This is a genomic window from Parachryseolinea silvisoli (assembly GCF_021190955.1).
GTDB lineage: Bacteria > Bacteroidota > Bacteroidia > Cytophagales > Cyclobacteriaceae > Ohtaekwangia > Ohtaekwangia silvisoli.
Window position 1 is genome coordinate 598,384 of sequence record NZ_JAIOAO010000001.1, and the last position, 25,356, is coordinate 623,739.

Below are 25,356 nucleotides of genomic sequence, written 5' to 3' on the forward strand. Positions count from 1 at the left end.
ATAGTTAAACTCAATCGAATGCGCTACTCCAGGATCATAGGTTTGGGGCACCACGTGCCGGACAAGGTCATTACTAATGATTACCTGTCTACTGTCATGGACACCAACGACGCCTGGATTGTCGAGCGGACGGGTATCCATGAGCGGCGGTGGGTGGACCCAGCGCAAGACACCGTGGCGAACATGGCAGCCAAGGCTACGCGCATGGCGCTGGAACGTGCCAGGCTGAAAGAGACGGACATCGACTTTATCGTCTTTGCCACGATCACCCCCGATTACTTCTTCCCCGGCTCGGGTGTGTTGCTGCAGCGTGAGCTGGGCCTGGATGGAAGTATTGCCGCGCTGGATATACGCAACGCCTGTTCGGGCTTCATTTACGCTGTGTCGATAGCCGATCAGTTTATCAAGACCGGCATGTATAAAAATGTGCTGGTTGTCGGTGCCGAGATCCAATCAACCGCATTGGACATCTCTACCCGCGGTCGTAATACCGCCGTGATCTTCGGCGATGGCGCGGGCGCCGTCATCCTGCAAGCATCGGACAAACCCGGTGTGCTTTCCACTCATTTGCACTCTGATGGCCGCTTTGCGGAAGAGCTTTATATCAAAGACCCGGGCAGCAGCCGGCCACACTCCGAGCGCCAGCCAGACCAGATCCTGGACACTACCACGTACAAGGTGGTGATGAACGGCAACCAGGTGTTCAAACACGCGGTGGTGCGTTTTATGGAGGTGATCCAGGAGGCTCTCGACGCCAACAAGCTGCGCAAAGAAGATATTAACCTGCTGGTGCCGCACCAGGCAAATTTACGCATCAGCCAGTACATCCAGGAGAAGCTGGCGCTAAGCGACGCACAGGTGTACAACAACATCATGCGCTACGGCAATACTACTGCTGCGTCCATACCGATTGCGTTGAGCGAGGCTTGGGCCGAAGGTAAAATCAAAGAAAATGACTTAATTTGTTTAGCTGCGTTTGGTAGCGGCTTTACGTGGGCTTCGGCCCTGATACGGTGGTAACCCTCTAAACCCCCAGCATGAAGACCTCCTCCTACAATCCCAGTCCCCTTGAAGTCGATTTCGCCAACGCGCTCTACATACTCCAAAAGGAACTGGAAAAACACCTGCAGGACAACCAGGTGATTCACGTTGAAAGCAACATTCGCCGCGACAACCCGATGGTCAAGTTCAGCCTGCTGGACAAAGACGGCGACCCGCACGAGATCGTGCTGCGGATCATCCAGATACCCGACAAGTTCTAAGCGCAGGCACGTCCGGAGGCCGCCGGGCAGGATAGATGGTTAGACGACTTTCTGCTTTTTTCTGTAGATTTCGTTTGCATAACCATCACCCTAAACCCAAGGTTACCGAACGATGTCGCTGATTATTATCTTCTTTTGCATTGCCTTGCTGGTGGTGCTGATCTCCCTGTGCAAGATCAATGCGTTTCTCTCTTTTCTGATTATTTCCATTCTCGCGGGCTTATTGCTCAAGATGCCCCCGGCGATGGTCGCCGGTGCTGTGCAAAAAGGCGTTGGTGATATGCTGGGCGGCTTGCTCATTATTATCGTGGGCGGAGCCATGCTGGGTAAGCTCGTGGCAGAAAGCGGCGCGGCGCAACAGATCGCGTCGTCGATGGTACGCTTGTTTGGCGAAAAGAATGTGCTGTGGGCATTGATGGCCACGGGCTTTATGATCGGTATACCGTTGTTTTACAACGTGGGGTTTATGCTGGTCGTGCCGCTGATCTTCTCTGTTGCCTATCGCTATAAATTGCCGGCGGTATATATCGGCTTGCCCATGATCGCTTCGCTATCGGTCACCCATGGCTTCCTGCCGCCGCACCCCTCGCCTACTGCCCTGGCAGCCCAGTTTAACGCCGACATCAGCACGACCCTGATCTATGGTGTTGTCATTGCCATTCCCACGTTGATCCTGGCCGGCCCCGTCTTTGCGCGTACCTTACGCGATATCAATCCTCCCTTCAGCAAGATCGCGCACGCCGCGCCGCTGCCGGAAGACAAATTGCCGGGGCTCTTTACGAGCATCTTTACCTCGCTGCTACCGGTCATTCTGCTGGGCGTCACATCGCTCATTGCCGCCATCGAACCTACCGCCGCGAAGAACCCCGTGGTGGCCTTCGTTGCCGATCCTTCCATGGTCATGCTCCTATCCCTGGGGGTAGCGACATTCACCCTGGGCCTGGGACAAAAGATGACGATGACGCGCATCATGGATGTGTATGGCGATGCCGTTAAAGATGTCGCCATGATCCTGATGATCACGAGCGGCGCGGGGGCGCTCAAACAGATTTTGATAGCCAGTGGTGTGAGTGATGAGATTGCCGGAATGCTGGGCGCGCTGGACATTCATCCGCTTGTGTTGGGCTGGGGCATTGCGAGTGTGATCCGGGTATGCGTTGGTTCGGCTACGGTTGCCGGTTTGACCGCTGCGGGCGTGCTCGCACCCCTGATGGGGACGTTGCACGTCGATCCGAATCTGATGGTGATCTCGGTCGGTGCCGGCAGCCTGATGTTCTCGCATGTAAACGACACGGGCTTCTGGCTTTTCAAAGAATATTTTAATCTCACGATTCGCGAGACAATTCGGTCGTGGTCACTCATGGAAACGATTGTTTCCGTGTGCGGACTGATCGGCGTCATGATTTTGCAGGCGATTCTGTAATAAATTTGGGGACCGCGTGGACTTTTTGCCGCATCGCGGCGTTTTGTCCAACGTAGACTTAATTTTTGCGTCGCCATGAAAGGGATTCAAACGAAAGGAGAGGAAATTGCGAATGCCATCACCCATGGGCTCGGCGCCGTACTGGCCGCTGTTGCTCTGGTCTTTTTGATCCTCGTTGCCGCCGTGAAAGGTACGGCCTGGCACGTGGTGAGCTTTTCCATTTTCGGCGCCACCATGTTGCTATTATACATCGCCTCCACCCTGTATCACAGTCTGACGCACGACCGGGCCAAGTTCCTGTTCCGGAAGTTTGACCACATGTCCATCTACCTGCTCATTGCGGGCACCTATACACCGTTCTGCCTCACGGCGCTAAACGGTTGGGTAGGCTGGACGATCTTCGGCGTGATCTGGGGCTGTGCCATCTTCGGTGTTGTGCTGAAGGCATTCTATACCGGCAAGAAGGAGATGTTATCGACCATACTCTATGTGGTCATGGGTTGGATGGGCATGCTGGCGGTGAAGCCGCTGTACGATACCCTGTCGACACAGAGCTTTATTTTCTTATTGCTGGGTGGGGCGTTTTATACCGCGGGCACACTCTTCTTTGTGCGTGACAACATTCGGTACTTTCATGGCATCTGGCACCTGTTTGTGCTGGCAGGCAGTGCCGCTCACTTCTTTTCGATCGTAGGATTGCTGGTGTGACGGGCGATTGCTTATCTTTTGCCTGAAATTCAGGCTTAAAACGATACGCTCATGCAATCACTCACTCCGGACCAGCGCTTTGAGAAGCTGGGTCTCAAACTTCCTCCCGCGCCCAAACCCATCGGCGTATATAAACCGTTCCTGATCGTTGGCAACATGGCCTATGTATCGGGGCACGGTACGGTAAAAGACGATGGCACACTCATCATCGGCCGCATTGGCAAAGACATGAACATGGAAGAAGGCAAGCTCGCCGCCCGGCAAGTAGGCCTCGCCATTCTGGCCACGTTGAAAGCCAACCTCGGCAGCTTTAATAAGATCAAACGTGTGGTGAAAGTATTGGGCATGGTCAACGCCGTGTCGGAGTTTGAGCGCCACCCCTTTGTGATCAACGGCTGCAGCGAATTGTTTGCGTCGGTATGGGGTGACGAGATGGGCATTGGCGTACGCAGCGCGGTCGGCATGGGCACACTGCCCGACAACATTCCCGTCGAGATCGAAGCGATGTTCGAGCTTACCAACGACGGCGGCAATGAATTTCGTTGAGTGGTACAAGATCCTGAACGCTGAGACGCTGGACACCCCCGCGTTGGCGATATACCCCGAACGCGTACGCGAGAACATTCGGATATTGAAGACCTTCGTAAAGAACGTCGACAACCTGCGACCGCATATGAAGACCAGCAAGTCGCCCGAGGTAGCCGCCCTGCTCCTGGAAGCCGGTATTCGCAAGTTTAAATGCGCTACCATTGCCGAGGCCGAAATGCTGGCAACGGCTGGAGCACCCGACGTGCTACTGGCATACCAACCTGTAGGCCCCAAAGCGGAGCGCCTGGCCGCGCTGGTCGCCAGGTTTCCTCAGACAATATTTTCCTGCCTGGTCGACAACCTGACGGCCGGTCAGCATCTCTCCCATGTCTTTCAGCGGGCGTCTTTAACCATCAGTTTATACATCGATTTGAACGTCGGCATGAACCGTACCGGTGTGTTGCCAGCGGCAGCCTTCGATTTATATATCGCTTTATTAGACCTTCCCGGGATCGTGGTCGCCGGCCTTCATGCGTACGACGGCCACTTGCGCGACACGGACCTGGCGGTACGCACGGAAAAGTGTCACGAAGCCTTTGCCTCCGTAGCAGCACTGCGCAATACCATTATTAGCAAGACAGGCATTACACCGCGCATCATCGCCGGTGGTACACCCACGTTCCCGATACACGCACAACGGCCGGATGTAGAATGCAGTCCCGGTACGTTTGTCTATTGGGACAAAGGCTACCAGAGCATTTTACCAGAGCAGCCCTTTTTGTTTGCCGCGCTTGTGGTCAGCCGGGTAGTGTCGTTGCCTACTGCCGACACGATTTGTGTCGACCTGGGGCATAAGTCCATCGCGTCGGAGAGCCCGCTGAACAACCGGGTATATTTTCTGAATGCGCCCGAGCTGGTGCCCGAAGGGCATAGCGAAGAGCACCTGATCTTGCGCGCCGGCGCCGGCCATCGTTACCAGGTGGGCGACATTCTGTACGGCGTGCCGCACCATATTTGTCCTACCGTAGCATTACACGACCGCGCAGCCATCGTCGAAGACGGGCAGTGGAACCAGTTTTGGTATACTCACGCCCGCGACCGATACCTGACGGTATAAAAATAACAACACGCATGTTTATCATCGATGCACACCTCGACCTGGCAATGAACGCCATGGAATGGAACCGCGACTACCGCACACCGATCGACGTAATCCGCGCGCGCGAGCAGGGCATGACCGACAAGCCCGATCGTGGCAACAGTGTGGTTTGTTTTCCCGAGCTGCGCAAGGGCAATATCGGCCTGGTCGTGGCCACGCAGATTGCCCGCTATGTAGCACCCGATAATTCATTGCCGGGGTGGCATTCGCCGGAACAGGCCTGGGCGCAAACGCAAGCGCAGCTGGCCTGGTATAAAGCGATGGAAGAAGCCGGCGAGCTGGTACAGATCACCGACCTGGCGAGCCTCGACAAACACGTCGCGTGGTGGAACGACGGTACCCCCAATGACAAGAAGCCCATCGGTTATATCCTAAGCCTGGAAGGCGCGGACTCGCTCGTGACGGTACAACACCTGGAGCGTGCCCACGCGTACGGTCTGCGTGCCGTAGGTCCCGGCCACTACGGTCCGGGTCGCTATGCCCAGGGCACAAATGCAACGGGTGGTATAGGCAACGCCGGGCGTGCGCTGCTCGCCGAAATGGAGCGACTGAACATTATACTCGACGCCACACACCTCTGCGATGACAGCTTCTGGGAAGCCATGGATCACTTTCACGGACGCGTGTGGGCCAGCCACAACAACACCCGCGCCCTGGTAGACCACAACCGCCAGTTCAGCGACGAGCAGCTGCGCGAGCTCATCCGTCGGGGTGCCGTGATCGGCGGGGTGATGGATACCTGGATGATGGTGCCGGAGTGGATTCGCAATGTCTCGACGCCACTGAGCATGGACTGCGGGCTGGAGAAGCTTATCGACCACATGGATCATATCTGCCAGATCGCCGGCAACGCCGATCACATTGCCATTGGCTCGGACCTCGACGGTGCTTTTGGCCGCGAGCAAAGTCCCTACGACATCGAGACTATTGCCGACCTGCAGAAGCTGCCGGCCTTGCTCGCCAAGCGTGGGTATAGCCAGGCTGACATTGAAAAGATACTGCACGGCAACTGGCTGCGGTTTTTGCGCCACGCCTGGAAGTAAAAAACGGGTAAAAAACCGCAGCGTTATTACGTGGGTAAAATCCACGCGGACAGGCTTTGGAAACGAATTCGGCAGGTTTTGGAAAAGAAGAAAGAATAACATACATCGGGACTGATTTTAACGTTTAAATAATGAATTTCCCAAGCTGAAAGATGCCTCGCCAGGCCGATTCTGCGTAGACCGTATCCGTGCATGAACACCAAGAAAAAAATCCTCCTATCCTCCGCCCTGCTGATTACCGTGGCCCTGCTGGCCGCCAGCAAGCCTGCCGAGCGGTATTTCGAAATAGCCAAGAACCTCGACATTTTCGCGACCCTGTTCAAGGAGGTCAACGCCTTGTACGTAGACGATGTCAACCCCAATAAGCTGGTGCGCACGGGCATTGATGCTATGCTGAACTCGCTCGACCCGTATACCAACTATATTCCGGAAGATGAGGTGGAAGACTTCCGCACGATCAACACCGGCCAGTACGGGGGCATCGGCGCCATTACCCGCGAGATCAACAACCGCACGGTCGTGACCATGATCATGGAAGGCTTCGGCGCCCAGAAAGGCGGACTGCGCATCGGTGATGAGATCCTCAAAATTGACGATGCCGAGCTGGCGAAACTATCCCGCGAGCAATCCAGCCACCTGATGAAAGGTCAGGTCGGCACGCCGGTAACACTTACCGTAAAACGTGCCGGCGTGGAGCAACCCTTAACGCTGCAGTTTAAGCGCGAGAAGATCAAGGTTAACAATGTGCCGTATTACGGCATGGTGGCCACGGATGTCGCCTATATTCAACTTTCTGACTTTACACCCGATGCCGCGAAAGAAGTAAAGATCGCGTTGATCTCCCTCAAAGAGCAGGGTGCGAAAAGTGTCATCCTCGACCTGCGCGGCAATCCGGGCGGGCTTTTGATCGAAGCCGTGAATATCACCAACATCTTCCTGCCAAAGGGCAAGCTGGTGGTCAGCACCAAAGGCAAAATACCGGAGAACAACCTGAACTATGAAACGCTTAACGCGCCGGTGGACACGGAGATACCAGTGAGTGTACTGATCAATCGCGGGAGTGCTTCGGCTTCGGAGATTGTAGCCGGTACGCTGCAAGATTATGACCGCGGGGTGATCATCGGCGAGAAGTCGTATGGTAAAGGGCTTGTGCAAGTGAGCCGGCCGCTTTCTTACAATGCACAGCTAAAGGTTACGACGGCGAAGTACTATACGCCTACCGGCCGTTGCATCCAGGTGCTGGACTATACACATCGTCGCGAAGATGGTAGTGTGGGTTCAATTCCGGATTCGTTGAAGAAGGCTTTTAAGACCTCTGCGGGTCGAGTTGTATATGATGGTGGTGGTATTGATCCGGATATTAAGACAGAATCTCCTGAAGCGCATATGCTGACGCAGATGTTGTTTGAGCGGGGGTTGCTGTTTAACTACGCTACGCTGTATGTGCAGAAGCATCCGCAGGCAGTGGATCCGCGGACGTTTACGCTGAGCGATGAGGACTATAAGGATTTTGTCGTTTGGATGAAGGATAAGAATTATCAGTATAAGTCGTACCTGGAATATGAGCTGCAGCAGTTTGCGGAAGAGGCGAAGAAGGAAAAATACTATACGGATCTGAAAGCTCAGCTGGACCAGATTCAGACGCGAATTGCGGAAAGTAAGAAGAACGAGCTGATGATGTATAAAGACGAGATTAAGATGCTGCTGGAAGAAGATGTTGTATCACGGTATCATTTGGAGAAAGGGAGCATTGAGGCTGGGTTTAAATATGATGATGACGTGAAGAAGGCTGTGGAGGTGCTTCATGGTAGCGCTCAGTATAAGAAGATTTTGAATATGCAGTAGGAAAAACGCGCGAGTGTGAGCGCGAGAGCGAACACGTTCCGTTTTTTCTTCGCTCTCGCGCTCACACTCACGCTGTAATAAAGAACCCCGGCTTTTGGCCGGGGTTCTTTTATTTGCAGATACTGTGTGCGGCATTAGCGCAGGAAGAGGAGCTCGCGGTATTTTACCAGCGGCCAGTCTTCGTTGTCTACCAGCAGCTCGAGCTTGTCGACGGCGTCGCGGATGGTCTCAAAGTATTTTTCTTTGATGTCATCGCAGTAGCCGATGGCGCGCTTGTGAGCGTCGGTTTCTTTGTTGATGCGCTTGCGCTCTTCGATCATGGCCCGTACGTTGTTTTTGATCGTATCGATGTGACCGGAGATTTCCTTGATGGTTTGTACCACGGCAGTGTTGTCTACGCCCAGGCCTTTCAGGCCGTTTGCGTTTTCAATCAGCTTGGTTTGGTATGCAATGGCGGTCGGTACGATGTGGTTCATCGCCAGGTCGCCGATCACACGCGCTTCAATTTGCACGCGCTTCATGTAGTTCTCGAGGCGGATCTCTACGCGGGCTTCTGTCTCTCTGTGTGACATTACGCCGTGTTTTTCGAAGAGGGCCAGGGACTGCTTCGTCAGGTAAAAATCCAGGGCGCGAGGCGTATTCTGAACGTTGCTCAGACCACGTTTTGCGGCTTCTTTCACCCACTCGTCAGAGTATCCGTCGCCTTCAAAGCGAATCGCTTTTGATTCTTTGATGTATTGACGCAGCACGTTTACGATCGCGAGGCGTTTTTCTTCACCTTTTTCGATCTCCTTGTTCACCGCGGTGTAGAACTGGTCGAGCTGTTCGGCCACGATGGTGTTCAGGGCGGTCATGGGAATCGCGCAGTTGTCGCTGCTGCCCACGGCACGGAATTCGAATTTGTTACCCGTAAAAGCGAATGGCGAAGTACGGTTACGGTCGGTTGCGTCGAGGATGATCTCCGGGATCTGGTCGATACCCAGTTTCATGTACATGTTGTCACCCTTCTCGATTTTCACGTTACCGTTCTTTTCGAGCTCGTCGAGTACGGCCGACATTTGTGAACCGATGAAGGTCGACATGATCGCCGGAGGTGCTTCGTTGGCACCGAGGCGGAAGTCGTTACCCGCCGTCGCGATGCTGGCGCGCAGCAGGTCGGCGTGTGCGTGTACTGCCTTCACGGTCGTCACGAAGAACGTGAGGAACATCAGGTTGTCGCGGGCGCTGCTGGTCGGGGCGTACAGGTTCACACCGGTGTCGGTGATCAGGGACCAGTTGTTGTGCTTGCCGCTACCGTTGATGCCTGCGAAAGGCTTCTCGTGGAAGAGGATGCGCAGGTCGTGGCGGTCGCCTACGCGTGCCATCACGTCCATCATCAATTGGTTGTGGTCGTTGGCCACGTTTACTTCCTCGAACAGCGGAGCCACTTCGAACTGGCTGGGAGCCACCTCGTTGTGACGGGTACGTACGGGGATACCCAGTTTCCAGCATTCGATCTCAAAGTCCTTCATGAACGTATAGATACGTGAAGGGATCGAGCCGAAATAGTGGTCTTCCATTTGCTGACCGCGGGCAGGAGGATGACCGAATACAGAGCGGCCGGCCATGACCAGGTCAGGACGTGCGTCGAAGAGGGCCTTGTCGACGGCGAAATATTCCTGCTCGGCGCCGAGGGAGGCTACTACGTGTTGTATGTCTTTGTCGAAGAGCTGGCATACTTTGGTAGCGGCCAGGTCAACGGCTTTGAGGGCTTTCAGAAGGGGTGCTTTGGTGTCGAGGGTTTCGCCTGTATAAGAAACGAATACCGTCGGGATACACAGCGTTGCGCCGTATACAAACATCGGCGAGGTAGGATCCCACGCTGTATAGCCACGTGCTTCAAACGTGCTGCGGATACCACCGCTCGGGAACGAGGAAGCATCAGGCTCTTGCTGTACCAGCTCGCTGCCTTTGAACTTTTCGATACCGGCCAGGGCATCGAAGAAGGAGTCGTGCTTCTCAGCCGTACCACCCGTCATCGGCTGGAACCAGTGTGTGAAGTGCGAAGCACCTTTTGCAACGGCCCATGCTTTGGCAGCAGAAGCCACCGCGTCAGCCGTTGTCTCGTCAATTTTTTCGTGGTTCTTAATTGCCTGGCTTACTTTCTTAAAGAGAGCCGGAGCCAGTGTGGCACGCATCTGCTCCATACCATATACGTTCTCGCCAAAGAATTTGGCAACGTTCGGGTTGGGCAGGTCAACATGCACCCGGGGGCGTTCGCTCAGTTTTTTCAGAGCTTCAAATCGTAAATGCGCCATAGGATGGTTGTAATAAGGTGGTTGTAAAATTGATCTACGGGGCCAAATCTATTTCATTTTTTTAACACCTTCCCTACAAACGATGGCAGAATTTTAACTTTTTGTTAAGAACACGTTTGCGACTAGTTAATTTTTAAGGCATCCGGGCGAAAATTATGAAGGTGTCAGATTGGCCCTTCAAAAGCTGCGAAAAAATATGGTTCAATCGTTATTGTGCGGAATATTTTATGGCGCATCAACGGACGAAATGCGATAAACTTTGGGGAATATAGAGTGCTTTAGAAGAAACAACTTATGAATTGATAACAATGTCCACCAGGGCTTCGGCAGTCTGAAGACTGCCTACGGGTGTAGTCACAAGTCGCCCTCCCTTCGGTCGGAAGACTTGCGCCAGCAATCTCTTTCTTTATGCGTGGCCTTCTTTACCCGGATGGCGGTATTCACTCACCTCGGGGTGGGTACTATCGGCGCGGTCGAGGATCGTCCACTGCTCGTTCAAAAGTGGTATGGTGGTGTGGGCCGTCAGGTCGAACTGGCAGGGCACCACGGACACATAGTTATTCGCAATAGCCCACTCGTCGTTGTCTTCGCCTTTGTCAAAATTTACGAAGGCGCCGACCATCCAGAAGTAGCGGCGACCGTTCGGATCGAAGCGCTGGTCGAATTCTTCCTCCCACTTGGCGTTGGCCTGCCGGCAGATACGAATGCCTTGTATCGCACCCTGGCTGGCGGGCGGGAAGTTAACATTCAAGGCTACGCCCTTGGGCAGGCCTTTGGCCAGTACCTCGCGGGTGATCTTTTCGATGTAAGCCTCCGTATGCGAGAAGTCGGCGTCGTGCGAGTAGTCACACAGCGAGAAGCCAATGGCGGGTGTACCTTCAATGGCGCCTTCGATGGCCGCGGACATGGTACCGGAGTACAATACGCTGATGGAAGTATTGCTGCCGTGGTTAATGCCGCTGACAATAACGTCGGGTTGGCGCTTGCCTTTCAATACAAAGTGGCGCGCCATCTTTACACAGTCGGCCGGTGTGCCGGAGCATTCAAAGGCCTGAACGTTTTCAAAGATGAAGTTCTCTTCCAGTCGCAGCGACTCCCCTACTGTAATGGCGTGGCCCATACCGGATTGCGGACTGTCGGGGGCTACCACCAGCACATCGCCGATTCTTTTCATGACATTGATCAGGGTCAGGATGCCTTTGGAAGTAATACCGTCGTCGTTGGAGACCAGAATAAGGGGCTTGGCGTTGCTCATGCGGAAGGTGTCGTCGGCTAGGTGCCGTACAGTGAGTTGTAATAGGCTATAATCTTGGCAAAGTCGTACTTTTCGTCCACTTTTAGCCGGTTCGTCTTGATATATTTCTCCACGTCGTCTGCATTTTTCCCCATCAGGTCCAGCAGGTCGCGTTTGTCGCCGGTAAACTCTTCGATCTTACCGTTGTCGTCCATAAAAAAGTATTTATACACCAACACCAGGCGGGAGTACGAGCCTACATAGTACGGATTGGTATAGGTTCTATATTCGAGTGCTTCGCGCACCAACAGCGTCATCTTGCCTTCTTCGAGCAGCTCAAAGAACACGGCCGACTTGTAGCCGGCGGGCGTATTAAAGGGCAATGCAAAAAACTGGCGATAGCGATGTACGGTGACATCAAAGATCTCAAAAAAGAGCACTTTACGGGCGGAGTAGGCCACGACCTTCTGACCGCTGGCGCCGTTGTATTGCAGCAGGTCTTGCTGCATATCGTATTTCACCAGGCCGCGCAGGGTGTCCCCTTCCAGCAGCACGACCTTGCCCTCGTGCCACAGCTCAAACGGCCACTCCTGCGCCCGGGCACCGGAGCAGGCACAAAATAACAGCAATACTGGAACGACCCGGAACAACCCGACGGCACGGAGTACCGAATTCTTATGTGAGAGGCTGGCCGGTAATCGTTGTCCTGTCATTTAGTTTTTGTTGTCCTCAATATAGTATGTCCGAGCTTATCGCGCTTCGTTAACAAATAACGTTCATTGTGCGGATTGGGTACAATTTCGATCGGAACATTATCCACAATTTCAAGACCGTAGCCCATTAGTCCAACCCTTTTCTTAGGATTATTTGTGATGAGCCGGATTTTGGAGAGGTTCAGGCTGCGAAGAATCTGAGCGCCAACGCCGTAGTCGCGTTCGTCCATGTCGAAGCCGAGCTGCAGGTTTGCCTCCACGGTGTCGAGTCCCTGCTCCTGCAGCTTGTATGCCTTGAGCTTGTTCAGCAACCCGATGCCCCGCCCCTCTTGCTTCATGTACAGGATCACGCCCTTTCCTTCTTGTTCGACAATTTCCATGGCGCGGTGAAGCTGCGGGCCGCAGTCGCAGCGGCAGGAGCCAAAGATGTCGCCTGTGACGCAGGAGGAGTGTACGCGCACCAGCACGGGCTCGTCTTTGGCCCACGTGCCTTTGACCAGGGCCATGTGTACGTCGCCGGTATTGGTCTGCTCGAAGGCTACCAGGCGGAAGTGGCCGTGCTCGGTTGGCATGTCCACTTCGATCTCGCGGCGGATGAGCGACTCCTGTTGCAGGCGGTATTCAATCAGGTCTTTTATCGACACCAGTTTGAGCTTAAAACGCTCGGCCACCTTTACCAGGTCGGGCAGGCGTGCCATGGAGCCGTCTTCGTTCATGATCTCGACCAGTACCCCGGCCGGTTTAAACCCTGCCAGGCGGGCAAAGTCAATGGCAGCCTCGGTATGGCCACTGCGCCGCAGCACGCCGCCGCGCTTGGCTTTCAGCGGAAAGATGTGACCGGGCTTGCCGAGCTCTTCGGGTTTTGTTTCCGGGTCGACCAGGGCGCGGATGGTTTTAAACCGGTCGTGGGCGGAAATGCCCGTGGTGCAACCGTGGCCGATCAGATCGATTGACACGGTAAAGGGTGTTTCGAAGGCGGCCGTGTTTTTGCCCACCATCAGGTCGAGCCCCAGCTCTTCACAACGGTCTTCGATCAGCGGCGCACAGATAAGCCCCCGGCCGTGGGTAGCCATAAAGTTTACGATTTCCGGCGTTACACACTCGGCCGCGCAGATAAAGTCACCTTCGTTCTCACGATCCTCGTCGTCCACCACGATAATCACTTTCCCGTTCTTAATCTCTTCCAGTGCCTCTTCTATCGTGTTCAATTTTATCTGATTCATATAAAAATCTCGTACTTGTAGGTGGTGAACAAAAAATTATATAGGTCCGTTCCGTTACTTCGACACAACAATACCCAGGATGGCGGCGAGCTCTTGCTCAGCGCCTTTGAGCTGTATAAAAATGGTAAAATGTTCCTCTTCCTCTTCCGGCGTGGCGGCCTGCTTTATTTCCTGCAATTTGCCTTCCATCATGCCCTGAACTTTATAGTACTTTAACCGAATGACGCAGGAATATACAGCGTCATGAACAATTTCCTTCTCTTCTGGAAAGTGGATTTTCTCCACACTCCACCCCTTGCTGGCTTCATAGCGCCGCGTTGTTAATTCCGCCACGATACTCTTTATGTCGGAGGTGCCGTGTTCCATAAAGTGCATCTGATCGATGACCACTCCGTTGCGGTAATTATCTAAGAAAGCGGTAAAAATCTCTTTGTAGATATAATTATCGAATTCGACATCCTCCAGCTCAGCCACCATATAATCGATCACGCGCACGTCTGGCTCAAAGGCCTCTTCCGGATAGCATAACAGCAGACGCACGGACTCGCGTTCCTGGCGTTCGATCTTGGCGGCAATGCTTCTGGTCGATACCGGCTCGTCTTCACCGGGCACAAAGACCGGCGGTGCATCGTCCGGGGGCGGTCCGGGCACATTCCGGTTGCGGCCTTTTTCTGCCGGCGCGGTTTTCTGCCGTTCGGTTAAGGTGATCTTGTTGAGCTCGGTCTGTAATACATCCTCCTGCATTTTCAGCAGGGTGCTCGTTTCTTGTATATAGACCGACCGTTTGATGGGATCGGGTATGTGCGATATGCTGGTGACGATCTCACGGATCGCCTCGGCGCGACGAATGGGATCGTGTCCCGACTCCTGGGCCAGCAGGTCGATCTTGAACGAGATAAAGTCCTTGGCGTGGTCTTTCAGGTACTGCTTCAGCTCGGTGGTGCCCATCTTGCGGGAGAAGCTGTCGGGGTCGTCGCCGTCGGGCAGTAGTACCACGCGCACATTGAGACCGCCCTTCAACACGAGGTCAATACCCCGCAGGGCCGCTTTGATACCGGCGGCGTCGCCGTCGAACATCACGGTGACGTTCTCCGTGAACCGACGGATGAGCTTGATCTGCTCTTCGGTAAACGCCGTACCCGACGAGGCCACCACGTTGTCGATACCCGCCTGGTGCATGGAGATCACGTCGGTATACCCTTCTACGATGTAGCAGAAGTCTTCGCGGCGGATGGCGTTCTTCGCCTGGTACATACCGTAGAGCACATGGCTCTTGTGGTAGATGTCCGTTTCCGGCGAGTTGATATACTTGGGCTGGTCCTTGTCTTTAGTGAGTATGCGCGCGCCGAACGCAATGACCTTACCCGACAGGTTGTGTACGGGAAAGATGACGCGGCCGCGGAAGCGGTCGTAGAAACGGCCGTCGTCCCGTTTGACGATGAGGCCGGCTTTCGCCAGGAGGTCGTCGGTATAGCCGATACCGAGCGCTTTCTTACTGAGGTGGTCCCAGGCGTCGAGCGTGTAGCCCAGCTCGAACTTCTCGATGGTGCGGTCGTTGAAGCCGCGTTCGCGAAAGTAGCTCAAGCCGATGCCGCGGCCATCGTCGGTGTTAAACAACAGGTCCTTGAACTGATCCTTGGCGTAGTTCATGAGCCCGTAGAGGCTGTCGCGTTCAGTGTATTGCGATTGCTCTTCGGCGGACCGTTGGTGGTCCTCCTTCAGGTCGATGCTGTAACGCTTGGCGAGGTAGCGGAGGGTCTCCACATAGCTCATGCCCTCGTGCTCCATGACGAAGGTGATGGCGTCGCCGCCTTTGCCGCTGCTGAAGTCTTTAAAAATGCCTTTGGAGGGAACGACGTAAAACGAAGCGGTTTTTTCGTTCGAGAACGGGCTAAGGGCCTTGTAGTTCTGTCCCGAGCGCTTCAGGGTGACGAAATCGCCTACCACATCCACAATATCCAGTCTGCTCCGGATTTCGTCTATCGTTTCACGGCTGATCATGCTGGTCGGTTCGCTCCGGCCTGAGGGAAAATAGGTGAACCAAGGCCGGGTTCAAAGATACTAATCAATGATTCAAGGGGCGTCGGTCGGTGTAAACAATTTTCGTACTAATTTGCAGCGGTTTTGAGACTTTTTTGATGATTTAGCTGTTTCCCCAGACATGAGTTTTTCCCAATCCGATATTTTAAAAGCCCTTTCGACGGTAGAGGATCCCGACCTGAAACGCGACCTGGTAACCCTGGGCATGATTAAAGACCTGAAAGTGGATCCCCGCAAGGTGAGCTTCACGGTGGTCTTGACGACGCCGGCCTGTCCCTTAAAAGAGAAGATCCGTCAGGACTGTGTCAACGCCGTCGAAGCCGTTATCGGTCAGGACGTTGCGCTCGACATAACCATGAGCTCATCCGTCACGACGCTGCGCGACAACGCGCCGTTGCTGCCGGGGGTAAAAAATATCATTGCGGTGGCCTCTGGCAAAGGGGGTGTCGGTAAATCAACTATCACCGCGAACCTGGCCGTATCGCTGGCCAAAGCGGGCGCCAAGGTGGGGTTGATCGATGCCGACATTTATGGTCCTTCAGTACCCACCATGTTTAACTGCGAGCATGAGCAGCCTGCTGTAAAACAGATCAACGGCCGGAACATTATTATTCCCATTGAACAATACGGTGTGAAGCTGATCTCGATCGGCTTTCTGGCGCCGCCCGATAGCGCGGTGGTGTGGCGTGGCCCGATGGCCAGCTCGGCGCTGAAGCAATTTTTCAGCGACGCCGATTGGGGCGACCTGGACTACCTGCTGATCGACCTTCCTCCCGGCACCAGCGACATTCACCTGACCATGGTACAGACCGTGCCGGTGACCGGTGCCGTGATCGTGACGACACCCCAAAAAGTGGCCCTGGCAGACGTTAAAAAGGGCATCGGCATGTTCAAGCAGCCTCAGATCAATGTGCCAATCCTGGGCATTGTTGAAAACATGGCGTATTTCACACCCGAAGAGCTTCCCGACAACAAGTACTACATTTTCGGAAAAGACGGCGGCAAGAACTTAGCGGCGCAATATCAGGTTCCTTTCCTGGGGCAGATCCCCCTGGTGCAAAGCATCCGCGAAAGCGGCGACAGCGGCCTGCCGGCCGCCTTGAAGGAAGGGCCGATGGCGGAAGCTTTCCAGACGCTGGCGGAGACACTGGCCCGGCAAATCGCCATACGCAATGCGGGGCAGCCTACGGCACTGACGGAAGTTGCAGGATAACCGCGCAGAAGTACTACCTTTACATTACCAAGCAGGCAGAACACATTACCCGATGAATACCATTAGCGACCTCACCCAAAAGATTGAAGCTTCTCTGGACTCCATTCGCCCCTACCTGGAGGCGGACGGCGGCAACGTGAAGATCCACGAGATCACCGAAGACCATGTGGTTCGGCTGGAGTTTATGGGCGCCTGCGGCAGCTGCCCCATGTCTACCATGACCTTTAAGGCGGGGGTAGAAGAAGCCATCCGCAAAGCGGTGCCGGAAGTACGGTCGATCGAAGTGATCAACCTCACGGCCGTAGTACGCTGATCCTGCTTGTGTCTCGCTCACCCTTTCAGCCGTAGCGGAAAAGACGCCAGTCGTCTATATTTCCGGTGAACTATCCGGCTTCAGCATCGTCCATTCGGGTTACTCTTAGTATCTTGTAACCATTAACCATGGCATGCTGCTGAACGCTTAACTCTGTGAAGGCCTTATCTGTACTACACTCCAGCCTCCGGTGGTCGACCTCGCTCGGTTGCCTCTTTCTTTTACTCTTCTCATTGGATCTTTCTGCGCAGCAACGCTGTGCCACGGTGGAGTATGAGCAGCAGCTGGTACAGGGAAGGAAACTTCCCGTCAACCGCGACTTCGAGTCGTGGCTTCAGAAAAAGATCGCCGTACGCGCCGGCGCACGCACGCAAGCTTCCACCTATCACATTCCCGTCGTGGTACACATCGTTCACAACGGTGAGGCCGTAGGAGTCGGCGGTAACATCTCCGACGACCAGGTACTCTCTCAAATCGCCGTCCTCAACAAAGATTACAATCGCCTGAATACTGACGCTGACCAGACGCCTTCCGACTTCGCCGGCGTGGCCGGAAGTATCGCTGTTGAATTTGTATTAGCCCGTCAAACACCGAACGGTGGCCCCACCAACGGCATCGTGCGCGTAAAAGGCTCGAAAGCCACCTGGTCCATCAACGACAACACGCAGCTCAAAGCGCAAAGCTATTGGCCGTCGGAAGACTATCTCAACATTTGGGTATGCCGATTATCGGGATACCTGGGATATGCGCAATTCCCCATCTCTGATCTGGCCGGCCTGGAAGATTATCAACAGGAATTAGCCGCCACCGATGGTGTCGTTTTCAGCTACAAAGACTTTGGCTCATCCTTCGAAGGCTACGGTACTTTTCCCGGGCTCGACACAAAGTATAACCGCGGCCGTACGGCCACGCACGAGATCGGCCACTTTTTAGGATTGCGCCATATCTGGGGCGATATTGACAATTGTGCCGGCACCGACTATGTGGACGATACACCGGCCCAACGTACGGAGACGTATGACTGTCCCAGCCATCCCTTGTCGCCCGCGGGCAAATGGTGTAACAGCAAAGCGCCCATGTTTCAAAACTACATGGACTATACCGACGACGCCTGCATGAACCTGTTTACGCAGGGGCAAATCAGCCGCATGGTGACCGTGTTGGAAAACAGTCCGCGCCGGAAGTCGCTGCTGACATCGCATGGGCTGATGCCGCACGATCCTGTTCCGAACGACGTTGCCATCACGTCCATCCTCGACTTACCCGTCATCTCCTGCAACGCCACCCCCACGCCGAAGCTGCGCGCGACAAATCTCGGTACGCTGCCGCTTACCTCTTTCAACCTGTCTTATACCGTCAATGGCGGCACGCCGATCGTCCGATCATTTTCGGATCTCAACCTGGCTACCGGAGAACACCTGGATATTACCATCACGGGCATCACCTTTTCCCGACTACATAACGAGCTATCTTTTACCTTGACGGAGCCTAACGGTCTGGACGACGAAAGTCCCTTTGACAACGACCGGTCGCAGACAACCTATTGGGACGATACCCGCGGCAGCATACCGATGCAGGTAACATTCGAGAACCAGGATTCGCTTCTCTGGACTACGGTGAACCCGGTCAGCCAGCACGTATGGGAACATGTAAAAACCAACAGCGGCAAAGTCGACCTGACAAATGACAACCAAGCAGTGTATTTCAACGGCTTCGACGACCCGCTGCTGTCGGACCAGGCATGGTACGTAAGCCCGGTGCTGGATTTTTCGCAGACCGCCAAATCCACGTTGTTCTTCGATTGGTCGTACCGCCGCCGCCCGGGGTTCTCCGACAACGTGGTGGTCATGGCATCTTCCGACTGCGGCACGACCTTTACCACGCTATATACCCTGCCCTTAAACAGCGGGGATAGTCAAGCGACGGAGTGGAAGCCCACGGCGGCCAGCGCCTGGAGTAATAACCAATCCGTTACCCTGGATGCCTACGGCGGCCAGGAGCAGGTGCGCATAGCGTTTGTCTTTACCAATGGCAACGGCAATAACTTCTACCTCGACAACCTCAACTTCTTTGTGCCCCAGCCCTTCACGCTGTATCCCAATCCTGCCAGCGACAATTTCTACATTGCCTTTAACTTCCAGGACGAGACCAGCGCTTCCATTGAAGTGATCGATGCCATGGGCAAGCTGGTGCGCCAGGAGTCGTTGGGTGATGCCCGCAACCAGAACCACGCCGTACCGGTAGATGCCCTTCGCCCGGGTGTTTATGTCGTGCGTGTCCGTACCTCCACCCAGGTGTGGAGCACGCGTTTTGTGCGCGGCGGTCAATAATCCAATGCCCCGGTAAAAAGGCGAGAAAACTGCTGGTTCTGGCTTTCTGTGAGCCATTATGCGCAGGGTTTCATTATCTTTCGGCAATAAACATTTTTTGAATGCCTAAAAAGAAGAAAGTAGCCATTCTCTATGGCGGCCGGTCCGTTGAGCACGGCGTCTCCATCAATTCAGCCCGCAACATTTTTGAATTCATTGATAAGAACAAATACGAGCCTCTTCCCATCGGTATCAACACTGCCGGACAGTGGTTCCTGACAAGCGGTGTCAGCAAAGACATCCAGAAGGATGGTCAGCCGTTGGCACTTTCGCTGAACCCGGGCAAGCCGGAATTTATCGTGCTGAAGACCGGCGAGCGCTTTCAGGCCGACATCGTGTTCCCGGTGCTGCACGGCACCGACGGCGAAGACGGCAGCATTCAGGGTCTGGTGAAAGCCATGGACCTTCCCATGGTTGGTACGGGTGTGACCGGCTCGGCCATGTCGATGAGCAAGATCGTTTCCAAACGCCTATTAAAAGAGGCCGGTCTGCCGGTGACCAACTTCCTTACCTTCCGCTACGACGAGAAAGACAAGTATACGTTCAACAGCATTGCCAAAAAGCTGGGCGCGCCCTTCATGGTGAAAGCTGCCAACCTGGGTTCGTCGGTGGGCGTTTCGAAAGTAAAGACGCGCAACGACTTTAAGAAGGCGCTGGACGATGCCTTCCGCTACGACAACGAGGTGATTGTCGAAGAATATATCACGGGCCGTGAGATCGAGTGTGCCATCCTGGGCAACTATCCGCCGGAAGCGTCGTACCCGGGCGAGGTGGTGATCAGCGACAAGTACGAGTTCTATACCTTCGACGCCAAGTACGTGGATCCGGATGCCGTGCGCATCGACGTGCCCGCCAAGCTTTCAAAGCCTGTGGCCGAAAAAATCCGCAAGGCTTCTGTGAAAGCATTTGAGGCTCTGAACTGCGAGGACTTCTCGCGCGTCGACCTGTTCCTCGACAAAAAAGGCAAGGTATATGTCAACGAGATCAACACGATCCCCGGCTTTACCAACTCCAGCATGTTCCCGGTGATGTGGAAAGAGCGCGGCGTAAGCTTTGCGAAGCTCATTACCCGCCTGCTGACACTGGCGCAAGAACGGTACGATCGCGGCAAGCGTATTGAACGCGATTTCAAGTCGTCGCTCAAATTCTAGTCGCCGTTTATTTATATTCCTGCATACATGAATTTCATTTATAAAAAGTACGGTCGCAACACCCTGGGGGGCATTTTACTCAGCATCCTGCTGGCGCTGATCATCATTGTGGTGCTGATCGTTATATTTTTCTTCAGCTATCTGCCCCGTGCTACCAATCATGGAGAGACCATTACGGTGCCCAACATCGAAGGGATGCAGATCAACCAGTTGGAGAGTTTCCTCGGTTCCAAGGATCTGCGGTTTGAAGTGAACGATTCTTCGTATTCATCGGAACATCCACCGCTGGCGGTATTAAAACAATACCCACACGCGGGCGCCAAGGTGAAAGAAGGTCGCAAGATCTTTATCTCGGTGAACCGGATCAATCCGCCCACGGTGCCGGTACCCAACCTGGTCGATGGCTCGATCGTGAATGCGGAGGCTGTGTTGCAAAGCAATGAGCTGAAGCGCGGTCGCATTGTGCAGGTGCCGGGACCTTTTAACGTCGTAAAAGAAATGAAGTACAAAGGCGCCCACATCGAGCCGGACGTACGGGTTCCCAAAGGATCGGTGATCGACCTGGTGGTGGAGAGTGGAAACAATGGCAGGCCCTTTCCAATTGACGACCTGGTTGGCCAGGAATTTGAAGATGGCAAACTGTATATCCTTGGCGCTAACCTCAACCTGGGCGATGTGGAACTGGTCGGTGGCGATACGGTCGGTTATAAACCGATTGTGCTAAAACAAAAACCAGAGGGCGGGGAAAATGTAAAGGTAGGTGACGTCGTTACGCTATGGATAGGCAAAGCCGGAACTGAACCGCCTGAAGACGAAGACTAAGCATGACAAAACGATGTACCGTATTCCCACGGCCTGAGCGGCCTTTTCGTACCCTGCGCACGGGCGCCGGCCTGGCCCTGCTGTTGGTGTGTTTACTGACCACCGCGTCCATGGCCCAGCTTACCCGCCAGCCTTTGCCCCTTACGCCGCGCAACCTGCAGGCTGCCCGGGTGTCGCCGCAGGTGCTCGAAACGCGCTCACTGCCTTTCTGGGAGGACTTCTCGTTTACGGTCATCAACGACACCAGCCACTACGACTACATATCAGACTACCCGCTCGACTCCATGTGGTACAACAGCAAGAGCGTCCGGATCAGCAACGGCGGCTGGAACGCGCCGAGCGTGAACGTCGCCACCCTGGACGGTCTTGATGTGCTGGGCATCCCCTACTCCAACGACAACATGCTGAATGGTTTTCGCGACACGCTTATGTCGCATGCCTTCGCGATGACGGAGGTGCCCGAAGCGCAACGCAACACGGTATTCTTAAGCTTCTTTTACCAGTGGCAGGGACACGGCGAGCCGCCCGATCCCAACGACTACCTGCAGCTGCAATTCCTAAACAGCGACAGTATCTGGGAGAACGTCATGCGCATCATGCCCAAAGAGTCCTTCCAACCGGATGTGTTCTACGACACCATCATCCCGATCTCCGCCGCGAAGTATTACCACGACGAGTTTCAATTTCGCTTCCTGAACTATGGCCGCAAGTCCGGTCCGTTTGATACCTGGAACATCGACTATATATACCTCAATAAAAACCGTGCGCTAAACGACAACTCGTTCCCCGAACGGGCCATTGCTTCGCCCGCGACACAACTGTTTGGTCAGTATTATGCCGTGCCGATCCAGCATTTCTGGGAGTACGATAAGACCATTGGTCCGGTGCAGTTCGATGTCAAGAACATGAAGAACCAGGCGAACGCTATTTCCATCAGCTACGTGGTGAACGGTACGTTCTCGAATTATATCGGCGGCGCGACGACGCCGTATAGCACGCTCGTGGGCCAGGCCACCATCAAAGGCGAGCTCGGTGGTTTTATGGATCCTTTTGAGCGGGTGCGTGTCAATGTGCCCTACGAGAATCTGCCCGATACGACCAACACCAGCATGTTCGACCCGGCCGCAGATTCGATTCGAATCAAGCTCACCATGAGCGTGACCGGCGATACCGACGACCCGCAAGCGCCCAGCTTTGCGCCGGTAGACTTCACCGCCAACGATACCCTGTCTGTTGTTTATTGGCTGAAAGACTACTATGCGTACGACGATGGTACCGCGGAATATTCCGCCCGAATGGCAGCGCCCGAAAACAAGGTAGCCTATGCATTCGACATGGCGCCGGGCCAGACCGATACACTGGCGGGCTTCTATGCCTACTTTCCCATCGCCGGCCTCACCGGCAACCGCTCGGCCGATTTTACGATTTATGGTGAGACCGACGGCTTACCCGATAACAACAAGATTTTGTATGCCATTACCGGCAAGACCCTCCAACGCCGGGAGGTAAACCAATTTCAACGCATCGATATACCCGAGGTGGTCCTGGTCCGCGACCGCTTTTACATAGCCTTCGGCAACACCGCCGCTGGACTCGGCCTTGACGTGAGCCAGGACACCCACGACAAGATCTTTGACTACGTCAATCAGATCTGGGAACCCAACGATCGTATTACGGGAAGCCTGATGATCCGGCCTATTTTTGGCAAGGGCATTGAAGGCGTTGTCGGCGTTACGCCCGAAGAGACCGTCACGCCGGTACATTGCTATCCGAACCCCAGCAACGGTTCATTCTACATCGACAGCCGCCACTACCAGGTCGTGCGCGTGATCAGCATCACCGGCCAGCCGATCAGCTTTGAAACAGAAGTCAAAGGCGACGGTCAGCAGATTACATTACGCCAGCCGGTGCCGGGCCTGTACATTCTCCAGCTGCGCCGCGGCGATAGCTTCTGGTCTCAAAAGGTCTTAGTACGTTGAACCGCTTATCCGCCCAGGATCTCCAAGCGTAAGGGAGCCGGGGTAAACGACAGGATAAATACGAGTAGCGAAATCCACCCGAGTATTACACGTTTGGTATCCAGCGGCTGCTCAATATCGGAATGAGGATGCGGCACGCCCACGAAGCGACCCACCACAAACGCAAACAACATCCAGCCGGGATAACCGTCCACCGCGGGAAATACCCACGTCAATAATACTTGTACGGCAAACATCAGCACGGCGTACATGCCCCGGTCCCGTCTGCTTCCGCCTAAGGCTCCGAAACACAGATAATAAAACACGATAATACCCAGACTGGAGAGGGCGACGAGCGGAAGCCCCTCTTTCGGAGTGCCTATACGCACTGTGCCCAGGCCGGCATAAAACAGCAGCAACACGAAGGCCACGGAAGCGATGCGCCGGTGCGTGCGCCAGCCAAAAAGGCCGTATAGAATATGGCCGCCATCCAGCTGCCCGATCGGCAACAGGTTAAGGCTTGTGAAGAACAGTGCAAAGAAACCCGCCAGCAATAAGGGATAGTGCATCATCTCGTGCGGGTTGGGAATACGCGATTTGTCCGCTACGAATACCTTGCAGATTTCGAAGAGCAGTGTTGATCCCACCTGCACGTCCATTCCTATGGGCTCCTCTTTTGCTTTTTCGAATTGCTCGTCCGTCAGGTTCAGCTCGTCTTTGTGCAGCTCGAGCTGCTCGCGGGTATATTTCAAGGCGTAGCTCCTGGTATAAACGCTATCGGCATAGTTCAGACCGAATTTTTCATACTCGGGATGAAACTGATACACATACTCCGCCGGTGGCAGCGTGGCAAACCCGTAGACGATGACGGCCACGGCCACCACAAATCCGGCCAGTGGTCCGGCAATGCCAATGTCGAAATGTTGCCGATTGCTCCGCACCCTGTCTTTGATCCGAATAACTGCGCCCATGGTACCCGGTGACAGGAAGATCCCCGGGGGAAAAGGAATATAGTAGGGCAGCGTCGACCGGATCTTGTGATACATCGCTGTAAAGTAATGACCGAACTCGTGCACCGTGAGAATCAGGAGAAAGGGCACGGAGAAATACATGCCGTTTACAAAATCGGTCCAGCGGTATTGATCGTTCCAGGCGAAATTGCCCAGCCAGATAGATTTGCCGTATACCCATTCCGTTCCTGCCAGGGTGGTGGTCACGAAAGTGGCGATAAACAATCCGATCTGGGTCAGAATTCTGCGGCGTTCCTCAGGCATGGAAGTAATCGATTATCAGATCCGGAGTTGTTACGTGCACGGTTTGAATGCCCAGCGTTCGCGCGCCGGCAATATTGTCGGCGTTGTCGTCCAGGAACAACGTTTCGTGCGGTTGGAAGTTATTCTCTTGCAGCACCTGCTCAAAGATGTCGGCATCGGGCTTGCGCTTGTGCATGCGGTGCGAATAGTACGTGCGGTGGAAGTAGGGATCGAGGGATGTGTCGCCGGGCGGCAACAGCTGCGTGTTGATATACTCCAGGTGAATGTTGTTGGTGTTGCTGAGCAGCACGACCTGGTATTGGCCTTTGAGGCGGAGCAGCAACTGCAGCTTGTTCAGCGGCAGTCCGCGCAACATGGCGTTCCAGGCGGTATCCAGCGCGTTGTCGGTCGCTTGCACCGGGTAGGTGTCGCGTACAAAGGCGCGGAAGCCGGCGTCATTGATCAGGCCCTTCTCGTACGCCAGGAAGCCCTCGGCGGTGACGAAACGCTTCGTCACTTCCGATTTGTCTAAGCCCGAGATATCGGCAAATGCCTGGAGTGTATGATCGACTGAAAGATCCAGGATAACACCACCCAGATCGAAAATGAGGTTTTTAACTGAAGATTCCTGCGCCACAAATACCGTTTTAACTATTCCAATGCCCAAAGATGTGATAATAGCCCCCCTTTTCAAAGGGCCGACCGATGATCTGCGGCCCTCCCCCGGAATTCACGGCACGAACGCGGCCAGTACCCGTGCCGACTAGCGTTTCTTTGACGAAAAATCATAGTTTTACAGCTG

The 25,356-nt window shown here is 54.5% G+C and carries 21 protein-coding genes; 14 read left to right on the forward strand and 7 right to left on the reverse strand.

Features of this window, described 5'->3' with window-relative positions; genetic code table 11:
- Positions 1-18 precede the first annotated feature (18 nt).
- The 8 genes from K7P01_RS02505 (at position 19) to K7P01_RS02540 (ending at position 7,968) form a co-directional block, all read left to right on the forward strand.
- Complete coding sequence (locus K7P01_RS02505) at positions 19-1,020, forward strand: 3-oxoacyl-ACP synthase III family protein (protein ID WP_267289485.1); 1,002 nt, start codon at positions 19-21, stop codon at positions 1,018-1,020.
- A gap of 17 nt (positions 1,021-1,037) precedes the next feature.
- Positions 1,038-1,262 carry a hypothetical protein gene (locus K7P01_RS02510; RefSeq protein WP_254084956.1) on the forward strand — a complete coding sequence of 75 codons (225 nt, stop codon included), beginning with the start codon at positions 1,038-1,040 and terminating at the stop codon, positions 1,260-1,262.
- 112 nt (positions 1,263-1,374) lie between these two features.
- Positions 1,375-2,685 carry a gluconate:H+ symporter gene (locus K7P01_RS02515; protein WP_267289488.1) on the forward strand — a complete coding sequence of 437 codons (1,311 nt, stop codon included), beginning with the start codon at positions 1,375-1,377 and terminating at the stop codon, positions 2,683-2,685.
- Positions 2,686-2,760: 75 nt separating this feature from the next.
- Positions 2,761-3,393 (forward strand): PAQR family membrane homeostasis protein TrhA, encoded by a 633-nt coding sequence (gene trhA, locus K7P01_RS02520; protein ID WP_267289490.1) that lies wholly within the window; start codon positions 2,761-2,763, stop codon positions 3,391-3,393.
- 51 nt (positions 3,394-3,444) lie between these two features.
- Entirely contained in the window at positions 3,445-3,939 is a 495-nt protein-coding gene (locus K7P01_RS02525) for a RidA family protein (protein WP_267289492.1), read from the forward strand.
- A complete protein-coding gene (locus K7P01_RS02530) occupies positions 3,926-5,038 on the forward strand; it encodes a D-TA family PLP-dependent enzyme (protein ID WP_267289494.1) in 1,113 nt (370 codons plus the stop codon). The genes K7P01_RS02525 and K7P01_RS02530 overlap by 14 nt, the downstream gene beginning before the upstream one ends.
- A 14-nt stretch (positions 5,039-5,052) precedes the next feature.
- Positions 5,053-6,123: a dipeptidase gene (locus tag K7P01_RS02535; RefSeq protein WP_267289496.1), complete on the forward strand. Its 1,071-nt coding sequence runs from the start codon at positions 5,053-5,055 to the stop codon at positions 6,121-6,123.
- 192 nt (positions 6,124-6,315) lie between these two features.
- Positions 6,316-7,968, forward strand: coding sequence for a S41 family peptidase (locus K7P01_RS02540; protein ID WP_267289498.1), 1,653 nt, complete (start codon positions 6,316-6,318; stop codon positions 7,966-7,968).
- A gap of 134 nt (positions 7,969-8,102) precedes the next feature.
- On the opposite strand, the gene K7P01_RS02545 is transcribed toward K7P01_RS02540, so the two are convergent.
- The 5 genes from K7P01_RS02545 to dnaG all read right to left on the reverse strand — a co-directional run bounded on the left by K7P01_RS02545 (position 8,103) and on the right by dnaG (position 15,436).
- Entirely contained in the window at positions 8,103-10,265 is a 2,163-nt protein-coding gene (locus K7P01_RS02545) for a glutamine synthetase III family protein (RefSeq protein ID WP_267289500.1), read from the reverse strand.
- A 406-nt stretch (positions 10,266-10,671) separates the two neighbouring features.
- On the reverse strand, positions 10,672-11,520 hold the full coding sequence (surE, locus tag K7P01_RS02550) for a 5'/3'-nucleotidase SurE (protein ID WP_267289502.1): 849 nt from the start codon (positions 11,518-11,520) through the stop codon (positions 10,672-10,674).
- Positions 11,521-11,537: 17 nt separating this feature from the next.
- Entirely contained in the window at positions 11,538-12,212 is a 675-nt protein-coding gene (locus tag K7P01_RS02555) for a hypothetical protein (protein WP_267289504.1), read from the reverse strand.
- A complete protein-coding gene (locus K7P01_RS02560; protein WP_267289506.1) occupies positions 12,209-13,435 on the reverse strand; it encodes a bifunctional 3,4-dihydroxy-2-butanone-4-phosphate synthase/GTP cyclohydrolase II in 1,227 nt (408 codons plus the stop codon). The genes K7P01_RS02555 and K7P01_RS02560 overlap by 4 nt, the downstream gene beginning before the upstream one ends.
- Positions 13,436-13,489: 54 nt before the next feature.
- Positions 13,490-15,436, reverse strand: a complete 1,947-nt coding sequence (gene dnaG / locus K7P01_RS02565; RefSeq protein WP_267289508.1) for a DNA primase — start codon at positions 15,434-15,436, stop codon at positions 13,490-13,492.
- A gap of 160 nt (positions 15,437-15,596) precedes the next feature.
- Between dnaG and K7P01_RS02570 the strand changes: the two genes are divergently transcribed.
- The 6 genes from K7P01_RS02570 to K7P01_RS02595 all read left to right on the forward strand — a co-directional run bounded on the left by K7P01_RS02570 (position 15,597) and on the right by K7P01_RS02595 (position 23,322).
- Positions 15,597-16,688, forward strand: a complete 1,092-nt coding sequence (locus K7P01_RS02570) for an Mrp/NBP35 family ATP-binding protein (RefSeq protein ID WP_267289510.1) — start codon at positions 15,597-15,599, stop codon at positions 16,686-16,688.
- 52 nt (positions 16,689-16,740) lie between these two features.
- Positions 16,741-17,001 (forward strand): NifU family protein, encoded by a 261-nt coding sequence (locus K7P01_RS02575; protein ID WP_254087689.1) that lies wholly within the window; start codon positions 16,741-16,743, stop codon positions 16,999-17,001.
- Positions 17,002-17,156: 155 nt separating this feature from the next.
- Positions 17,157-19,331, forward strand: coding sequence for a M43 family zinc metalloprotease (locus K7P01_RS02580; RefSeq protein WP_267289515.1), 2,175 nt, complete (start codon positions 17,157-17,159; stop codon positions 19,329-19,331).
- Positions 19,332-19,432: 101 nt separating this feature from the next.
- Positions 19,433-20,521, forward strand: a complete 1,089-nt coding sequence (locus K7P01_RS02585) for a D-alanine--D-alanine ligase family protein (RefSeq protein ID WP_267289516.1) — start codon at positions 19,433-19,435, stop codon at positions 20,519-20,521.
- A gap of 27 nt (positions 20,522-20,548) precedes the next feature.
- Positions 20,549-21,343, forward strand: a complete 795-nt coding sequence (locus K7P01_RS02590) for a PASTA domain-containing protein (protein WP_267289518.1) — start codon at positions 20,549-20,551, stop codon at positions 21,341-21,343.
- A 2-nt stretch (positions 21,344-21,345) separates the two neighbouring features.
- Positions 21,346-23,322 carry a T9SS type A sorting domain-containing protein gene (locus K7P01_RS02595; protein WP_267289520.1) on the forward strand — a complete coding sequence of 659 codons (1,977 nt, stop codon included), beginning with the start codon at positions 21,346-21,348 and terminating at the stop codon, positions 23,320-23,322.
- A gap of 5 nt (positions 23,323-23,327) precedes the next feature.
- Here the strand turns inward: K7P01_RS02595 and K7P01_RS02600 are convergent, their stop codons facing one another.
- The gene (locus K7P01_RS02600; RefSeq protein WP_267289522.1) at positions 23,328-24,575 is read right to left on the reverse strand and encodes a site-2 protease family protein; all 1,248 of its coding nucleotides are present in this window, start codon (positions 24,573-24,575) and stop codon (positions 23,328-23,330) included.
- Positions 24,568-25,191 (reverse strand): HAD family hydrolase, encoded by a 624-nt coding sequence (locus K7P01_RS02605; RefSeq protein WP_267289524.1) that lies wholly within the window; start codon positions 25,189-25,191, stop codon positions 24,568-24,570. Before K7P01_RS02605 ends, K7P01_RS02600 begins: the two co-directional genes overlap by 8 nt.
- Positions 25,192-25,356 lie beyond the last annotated feature (165 nt).